General features: G+C 61.4%; 6 protein-coding genes and 1 pseudogene. 1 reads left to right on the top strand and 6 read right to left on the bottom strand.

The features are described from left to right. The 3 genes from Q0J74_RS09165 to Q0J74_RS09155 all read right to left on the bottom strand — a co-directional run. The coding region (locus Q0J74_RS09165) for a tripartite tricarboxylate transporter permease (RefSeq protein WP_297213678.1) at window positions 1-1,430 on the bottom strand (1,430 nt) is incomplete at its 3' end. Between the two features lie 18 nt (window positions 1,431-1,448). After that, a complete protein-coding gene (locus Q0J74_RS09160; protein WP_297213675.1) occupies window positions 1,449-1,904 on the bottom strand; it encodes a tripartite tricarboxylate transporter TctB family protein in 456 nt (151 codons plus the stop codon). 93 nt (window positions 1,905-1,997) lie between these two features. Next, window positions 1,998-3,107: a hypothetical protein gene (locus Q0J74_RS09155; protein ID WP_297213672.1), complete on the bottom strand. Its 1,110-nt coding sequence runs from the start codon at window positions 3,105-3,107 to the stop codon at window positions 1,998-2,000. A gap of 429 nt (window positions 3,108-3,536) precedes the next feature. On the opposite strand from Q0J74_RS09155, the gene Q0J74_RS09150 reads away from it, so the two are divergent. Further along, a complete protein-coding gene (locus Q0J74_RS09150; RefSeq protein ID WP_297213668.1) occupies window positions 3,537-4,406 on the top strand; it encodes a hypothetical protein in 870 nt (289 codons plus the stop codon). A 98-nt stretch (window positions 4,407-4,504) separates the two neighbouring features. Here Q0J74_RS09150 and Q0J74_RS09145 read toward each other — a convergent pair whose 3' ends face one another. From Q0J74_RS09145 to Q0J74_RS09135, 3 genes and pseudogenes are all read right to left on the bottom strand, one after another. Beyond that, window positions 4,505-6,379 carry a PrpR N-terminal domain-containing protein gene (locus Q0J74_RS09145; protein ID WP_297213665.1) on the bottom strand — a complete coding sequence of 625 codons (1,875 nt, stop codon included), beginning with the start codon at window positions 6,377-6,379 and terminating at the stop codon, window positions 4,505-4,507. Window positions 6,380-6,550: 171 nt separating this feature from the next. After that, window positions 6,551-7,885: an enolase C-terminal domain-like protein gene (locus Q0J74_RS09140; protein ID WP_297213662.1), complete on the bottom strand. Its 1,335-nt coding sequence runs from the start codon at window positions 7,883-7,885 to the stop codon at window positions 6,551-6,553. Window positions 7,886-8,064: 179 nt separating this feature from the next. Then, window positions 8,065-8,254, bottom strand: a pseudogene (locus Q0J74_RS09135) (deacetylase); the annotation flags it as partial.

The raw sequence follows: 8,254 nt of genomic DNA, 5'->3' as shown, positions 1-8,254 counted from the left end.
ACCCAGATGACCCAGGCCATGGGCCGCACAAACAGGCCGGTGAGGTAGCCGTTGTAGGCGGTGAGCACCTGGATGAAGTAGTCCTCCAGGTCGCCGCCCAGAATGAAGCCGATGAGGAAGCAGGACACGGGGAAGTGGAACTTCTTGATGAGCAGGCCCACAATACCGAAGAACAGCAGGCACCACACATCGAACATCCGGCCGTTCAGGGTGGCGTAGGCGCCCACGGTACACATCATCAGCACCACGGGATACAGCCGCTCCTGGGGAATGAGGATGATCTTGGCCAGCAGCTTGATGGGGAAGAACATGACCACATACATCAGGATATTGCACACTAGCAGGGCTACCAGGATGGTGTTCCAGATGTCGGGGTTGTTGGTGATGAACAGGGGACCCACCTGAATGCCCTGGAGCATAAAGGCGCCGATCAGAACGGCAGTGGTGGAGTCGCCGGGGATGCCCAGGCTCAGCAGAGGCACCAGGGCGCCGCCGGTCAGGCCGTTGTTGGAGGTCTCGGAGGCGATCAGGCCCTCAGGCACGCCGGTACCCAGCAGCTCGGGGTGCTTGGACCAGCTCTTGGCCTGGGAGTAAGCAATCAGAGAAGCGGCGGAACCACCCACACCGGGGAGGATACCCATGAAGGTACCCAGCAGAGCGGAGCGGAACACGTTGACGATCTGGCCCTTGAAGTCCCGGGTAAACTTAAACTTCACCACATTGCTGATACCCTTGGTGTCGTCCTTGGAGTAGGATGCATGCATGCCCGTCTCGCACTGCTGGAGCATTTCGGAGATGGCAAACAGGCCAATGAGCACGGGGAAGAGCTGGAATCCGCTCTGCATCTCGCTCTTGATAAACTCGGGAACCATGCGGTACTCGTTGTTGACGGAGAACTGGTTCATCATGGCCACCAGCACGCCCAGCATGCCGATCCACAGGCCGCGGAGCATCTGGCCCCGGGACAGAGCGGCGATGACGGTGAGGGCGAACAGGATGATGAGGAACTTCTCCACGGCGGAGAACTTGATGGCCCAGCCGGCCAGGATGGGGGTGAACAGGGCCAGCACCACCAGGGAAATCATGCCGCCGAAGAAGGAGGAGGTGACGCCGATCTTCAGGGCCCGTTCACTTTCGCCTCTGGAGGCCATTGGGTTACCATCAAAGGTGGTACATACCGAGGAGGGGGTGCCGGGAATGTTGATGAGGATGGCGGGAACCAATCCGCCGGAAATGCCGCCCACGTACAGGCCCAGCAGCAGGTAGAGGGCCATTTCCATGGAGTAGGCGTAAGTCAGGGGCAGGAACACGGCCACGGCCATGGTGGCGGTCATACCGGGGATGGCGCCGAAGATAATGCCGATCACGACGCCGAACAGGGCCACGGCGATGTATTCCGGGCCGATCACAAAAGGAAGCTCAAATCCCATGAATTACACCAGCCTTTCTTAGTAGAGGATGAAGCCCAGGGCCGGGATCTCGATGGTGCAGATGCCGGAGGGCAGGGTGATGGCGAACAGGGTACCGAACACCAGGCTGATGACCACGCAGGCCACCACAGAAATGATGATGCTGGTCACGTGGTACTTGGTGCTCTTCATCTGCTCCTGGTTGGCAAACAGGGTGTTAAACAGGATCAGAGCTACGATGGAGCACACGGTGAAGCCGATCTTGTCCAGCAGGAAAAAGTAGACAAACATCAGGGCAAGACAGCCCCAGAACTTTACTTTGTCATAGTTCTCTTCGAAGAAGCGGCCGGGCTTGGCGAAGAAGCCCTTGCCCGCCTTGATCCGGGCGCGGCCCTCCAGGGCAATGAGCAGCACGCCCAGAATCACCAGCACGCCGATGGTGATGGTGGGGAAGATCCAGTGCTGAGTGGAGTAAACCACATTGATGTGCAGCATCTTATTACCTCTCTTTCACGATCATCAGGGAGACGCCCCGCTGAAACGCCAACCACCGGTCGGGTTTCAGCGGGGCGCCGTTTCTTATTTTGTTTAGGTCAACTCGTCCAGACCGGGAGCCACAGCCACGATGGCGTTGGAGGTCTCGCGCTTGGCGTTGATGTAGTCGCGGGAAGCCTGGAGGTCAGCCTCGTCGGCGGTGACGGCGGCATACATCAGGTTGGCCATCTCAGCCTGGAAGTCGGGGTTCTCGCACACCTTCTGCATGGCAGCGGTGATCTCGTTCAGGATGCCCTCATCCATATCCTTGGGGAACAGCATGAAGAAGTCCTTGTTGAAGTCGAAGGGCTCGCCGTTGAAGGTGATGCCGTCGTCGGCCATGGCGATGATGCTCTCGTCAGCCACCTTGCCGCAGGTATCGAAGATCTTCATGGCCAGCTGGGCGTCCACGCCCTCCTTGGTGAACTCCACGCAGGAGGAGTAGTCGGCGTAGATGATGTCGGCGTTGCCGTCCCACAGACGCTGCTTCTTCTCGTCGGTGGTGCCGCCCACCAGAGCCTTGATGCGGGAGGCCACGTCGTCGCCGTAGGTCTCCTTGGCCCACATGTACCACACCACGAAGCACAGGTGAGAAGCGGAGCCGGACTCGATGTTCACCCGCAGCTCCTCAGAGGGGTTGTCGGCCAGCCACTGGGCGGCCTCAGCCAGAGAGTTGTAGGGGACGGCGGCGTTGGCCGCGAAGCAGCCGCCGGGGTTCACGCCGATACGGGGGCCTACGGTCAGGTTCTCCAGGGCGTACTCCTCGCCCACCGCGCCGAACAGCACGGAGAGGAACGCCATGTCGTGGAACATCATGATGGTGGTGCCGTCGCCGTCAGCCTTGCTGATGGCGTCCAGAGCCTGGGCGTTGCCCACGGCGTCAACCTTGCCGTTGAAGCCCATCTCTTCACCCAGATAACGGGTTACCATGTCGGCGATCATGTAGGAGTCGCCGCCGGTGGAGGTGGAGCCGATGACCACGCGGACGCGCTTGCCCTTCAGGCTGCTCTCGCCGGAGGCGTTGCTCACCTCGCCGCTCTGCTCGGTGCCGCCGTTATTGCTGCCGGAGCCCTCGTTGTTGCTGCTGCTGTTGCCGCAGCCGGCCAGCAGGCCAACCGCCATGGACGCCGAGAGGAGCAGTGCAACCAGTTTCTTGAACTTCATTGTGCAATCCTTCCTTTCATTCTTTCACGTTGGTTCTTGGAATTTGGGGTCTTGCCTGGAAACTTGGGGTCTGCTTCACTACCGTGGCTTTATCATAGCAAATTCCCCTCCCCTTTTCTATTCGCAAATACTCCCGAATCTCGACCTTAAAATTAGAATTTTTGTCTTTATTTCATTTTCATGCAATATTCGTTTCATCTTTTTCGCATTTCATTTCATATCTGAAACGTTTTTTTCCGCCACAAAAGGGATTTTTTGAGAGCAAGTTTGCGTTTTTTCTATTTTCTAAAAAATTTGCCCTTTAAAATTGGATGGTTTGTACAAAGGCGTTTTATTTCTCTGCGCATTTCCTCACGCTTGAGTATTTCAACTGAATTTGGTACACTGAACACAGCACAGCAGACTGCGAGAGGAAGGAGCGCGTTACCTATGAAAGAGACAAACCGGGGCCTGCTGGAGGCCCTCACCGCCCAATACAAGCACCTGCGGATGCTCTACCTGGTCTACCTGGCCGTGGCGGTTCTGGCCCTCGTCTTCTTCTTTGTGGATAAGCGGATTACCCTGGTGCTGATTGCGGCCAGTTTGGTCTACCATCTGGTGGTGGTGCGCAGCCGCTCCAGGGCCTACTGCCTGGCCTTTGTCCACGCCTGCCTTCAGAGCACGCTGGAGCGCACTTTGCAGGACGCCAGACACACCCCGGAATCCCCGCTGGACCCGGAGGAGGTGCGGCAGGTTCGGCTGGTGGCCGCCAACCCGGCCAAGGGCTCCATTCTCACCCGGGAAGGGGGAACCGGTACCTACCGGGGCCGGCCGGTGCGGCTGAGCGACGCCGGCTTTACCCACAGCTTTTCCATGGCGGGCAAGCGCCACCACGAGTTTGTCATCGGCGCCTGGGTGACGGTGGAGTTGGACCACGACACCGGCCTGGACTGCCGGCTGATCCACCCCAAGGTGATGATGAAGGACTCCCGGGACCAGGCCTTAAGCCGGGAGCGGGATCTCCAGCAGGTGGTGAGCGGCCTGCCCGACTGGATGAGCCGGGAGGGCTGGCTGGTGCTCCGGCCCCGGGAGACGCCCGGCCTGCCGGAGGAGCGCTTTCTGACCGCCCTGCACGGCCTGGTGGGCAAGACCGAACCGCCTCTGGCGGTATGCGTGCAGGGGAACAAGCTCCACGTATTTGTCACCAACCGGATTCTGGGTCAGAAGGTGAGCAGCCGGGTGGAGCCTGGCCCCGCCGTGGTTCAGTCCGATTTCTTCCCCGAGCTGGGGGGCGTTTTAAAGTTGTCCGACGCGCTGTAAGGATAACAGAAGAGGAAGAGGCTGTCGGATAAGGCAAACGGCCTTTTCCGACAGCCTCACGGGGGCCTGCCGCAGATGCGGCAGGCCCCCGTGTTCTTTCAGCGCTGATAGGAATCCCGGATACCGTACTGCTTCATCCGGCGCCAGAGGGTGGTTTTGCTCATGCCCAGCTCGGCGGCGGCCTCCGCCCGATTCCCGCTCCACCGGGCCAGGGCGGCCAGAATGCGGGCCGCCTCCTCCGAGGAGGGCTGCTCCGTCCGCTCCCGGATGGGAGGCAGGTCGCCGGGGTAGAGTTCCTCCAGCAGGTCCCGCACATAGCCGTCCTTGATGGTGCGGGAGGGTGCGGTGAGGGCCATGCGCTCCAAAAAGGTGTTCAGCTGGATGTAATTGCCCGGCCAGGGGTAGTCCAGCAGCACCTTGCGGGCCTCCTTGGTCAGCACCACGTAGCGGTTGAGCTTGGTCACGCAGTCGTCCAGGCACATGCTGATGGCCTGCTCCAAGTCGTCCGGCCGGGTGCGCAGCGGAGGCAGGGTGAGCCGCTGGGGGGAGAGAATATAGCCCAGCTCAGGCAGAAAGCTGCCGTCGGTCATCCGGGGCAGCTCCATGTCGGAGGTGGACACAATCACCCGCACCGACACCGGCTCCGGAGTCCGCTCCCCCGCCAGCTGCACCACGTTCTCCCGGATCAGGCGGCAGAGCGCATGCTGCCCGCCCTGGTCCAGAAACTCCAGGTGGTCCAGGTAGAGGGTTCCGGTATCCGCGTCCTTGGCCGCCCGGGTCAGGGGAATCCACTGCTCCCGCCAGCCCGCCCCGCAGTCAAAGGTGACAAAGGGACCCTTGGCGCAGAGGCTGGCGTTGTGGATGCTCTGGGCGAAGAGAGACTTGCCGCTGCCCACCTCCCCCCGCAGGAAAATGGGCTGGCTGGTGCCGGCAAAGCCCCGGGCCGTCCGCACCACCCGGGCCATCTCCCGGCTGGTGTGGTTCACGTCCTCAAACCGGCCGTAGGCCAGATACCGCTGGAGCCGGTACCGCTCCCGCATGGCCCGCTCCCCCTGGCGCTCCATCTTGTGCATCTCGTAGAAGGAGAAGATCATTCCCTCCTCCGCGCCCCAGTCGGTGACCGGAGCGGCGTTGGCCACCACGTTCACCCCCGCCACGCTGAGAACAGAGAAATACAGCTCCTGGTGCCTGGCCAGGGCGTCGGTCCACAGGTCCTGATCCTCCCGGGGCATCAGGGCGGAGAGGGGGATACCCACCAGCTCCTCCCGGTCCCGGGCCAGAATCTTGCAGGCCATGTCGTTGCTCCTGGTAATCACTCCCCCGGCGTCCAGCTCAATGATGCCATTGAAGGAGTAGTCCAGCAGCACCTGCAAATGGGCGGTGTTCCGCCGCTCGGCATCGGCGGCAAAGCCCACGCTGCGGGCGTTGCGCAGGCTGGAGCGCAGAGAGTCCTCGGTTCCCTCGAAAAACAGGGTCCGTTTCCCCAGGCGCCGGCAGCAGGCGTTGACAAAATCCCCTCCCAGAATTACCTCCATCCCGTCGGCCACCGCCTGCTCCACCCCGTGCTCCATCTCGTTGATGCCGCTGACGAAATAGGTGTGCAGCTCAATGCCCACCACCTCTTCAAAGCCCTGGATCTCCCCCACCATATTGGGTATGGTCACCACTCCCACCCGGGGCCGGGCCGAACGGGGGACCAGGTTCTTGGCCCGGTGGAGCAGCAGGGCGATCTCCAGGCCGGTGAGCCGGATCTCCACCACCGGCAGGTCGGTATGCTCCTTCAAAATGGAGGCCTGGCGGCCCCGGGCCACCAGCACGTCCGCGCCCAGCGCCCGGCAGGCCTCCATCTCCTCCAGCACCCGCTCGGTGGCCACCGACTTGTTCAGCACCACATCCATCCCCAGCTCCCGGGCGATGCGCCCCGCCGGCTCCACCATCTCCTCCCGGGGGAGAAGCAGCGCAAACTTGGCCATGACGTTCCCTCCTTTTCCTGGTTACCCACCATCATACCGGATTGCGCCCCGCTTGTAAAGCGGGGCGGCGGGCAGAAAATGCGGCGGGGCCGGGGCGGAATGTTCCGCCCCGGCCCCGCCGGAGGTCGGGAAAGATTGGGAAAGGTAGGGAAAAGAAGTCGGATATCAAGCTCAGCGCACCAGGCAGGGACGCTTGGGATCGAACTTCCAGCCGGGGATCAGGTACTGCATGCCGATGGCGTCGTCCCGGGCACCCAGGCAGTTGTCCATGTACAGCTTGTGGGCTTTCATCAGCTGCTCGCGGTCCAGCTCGATGCCCAGGCCGGGCCGCTCGGGCAGGTCAATGCAGCCGCCCTTGATCTGGAGAGGCTCCTTGGTCAGCCGCTCAATGCCCTCCTGCCAGATCCAGTGGGTGTCAATGCCGTTGAGCTTGCCGGGTACGGCGGCGGCGCACTGAGTCATCATGGCCAGGGAGATGTCAAAGTGGTTGTTGGAGTGGCAGCCCCACATCAGGCCGAAATCGTTGCACATCTGGCCTACCCGAACGGAGCCGGCCATGGTCCAGAAGTGGGGATCGGCCAGGGGGATGTCCACGCTGCGCAGGGCGATGCAGTGGCGCATCTCCCGCCAGTCGGTGTCGATCATGTTGGTGGCGGTGGGCATGCCGCTCTCCTGCTTGAATTCGGCCATAATCTCACGGCCGGAGAAGCGGCCCTCAGCGCCGCAGGGGTCCTCGCAGTAGGCCAGAACCTTCTTCAGCTCGGGAGCCAGAGCCAGGGCGTCCTTCAGCAGCCAGCCGCCGTTGGGGTCCAGGGTGATCCGGGCCTCGGGGAAGGCCTCCTTCAGGGCCTGAACCGCCTTCAGCTCCTCCTTGCCCTCCAGCACGCCGCCCTTGAGCTTGAAGTCCTCAAAGCCGTACTTCTCATAGGTCGCCTTGGCCAGGGCTACAATGGCGTCGGGGGTCAGGGCCTCCTCATGGCGCAGGCGGTACCACTCGCAGTCGGAGTCAGGCTCGGAATAGTAGGGCAGATCGGTCTTCTTGCGGTCGCCCACGTAGAACAGATAGCTGAGGAAGCGCACCTTGCTGCGCTGGATGCCGTCGCCCAGCAGCGCGGCGGCGGGAACCTCCAGATACTGGCCCAGCAGGTCCAGCAGAGGAGCTTCAATGGCGGTGACCACGTGGACGCCGGTGCGCAGATCGAAGGTCTGCTGGCCGCGGACGTCGTCCTTGATGTTGGAGGCGAGCCAGTCGTTGACGCTCTTCAGGGTGTTCTTGTAGTCGCCCAGGGAGGTACCCTCCACCAGGTGCTTCACATCCTCCAGGGCCTTGGTGATCTTCTGGCCGCCGGGAACCTCGCCCACGCCAGTGTTGCCCCGGTCATCGGTAAGCACCACCACATTGCGGGTAAAGTAGGGGGCGTGAGCGCCGGAGAGGTTGAGCTCCATGCAGTCCTTGCCCGCTACCGGGAAGACTTCCATGGCAGCAACTTTGGGGGTATTGGCCATTTCAATGCACTCCTTTTCTTTTCACTGGATGGTTTGGTTTTCTCATTCGGTAGTGAGCAGACCAACATTCATCCGCTTCAGAGCGGGACGCTGCATTTCTGTTTGCGAGGGCATTGTATCACCAGTTTGAAAAGAAGTCAAACTTTATAATCTTATAAAACATTTAGTTTTTCTAATTTTTATTGGCAGGGACACTGACGACCGGTGTGATCAATGGTGTAGTCACTGCCGCATTGCCCTGGCAGGATGAGCTGGGAGATGGGGACAAAGGTATAGCCCTGCTGGAGCAGGGTCTCAATGATGCCGGGCAGGGCCTCGGGGGTGTGGAGGGCGGCGTTGTGAAACAGGACGATGGAGCCCGGCCCCACC

The sequence above is a fragment of the uncultured Flavonifractor sp. genome, assembly GCF_944387675.1.
Classification (GTDB): Bacteria; Bacillota; Clostridia; order Oscillospirales; family Oscillospiraceae; genus Flavonifractor.
The sequence above is the reverse complement of the archived record's forward strand: the minus strand, read 5'-3'. Positions and strand labels throughout refer to the sequence as shown.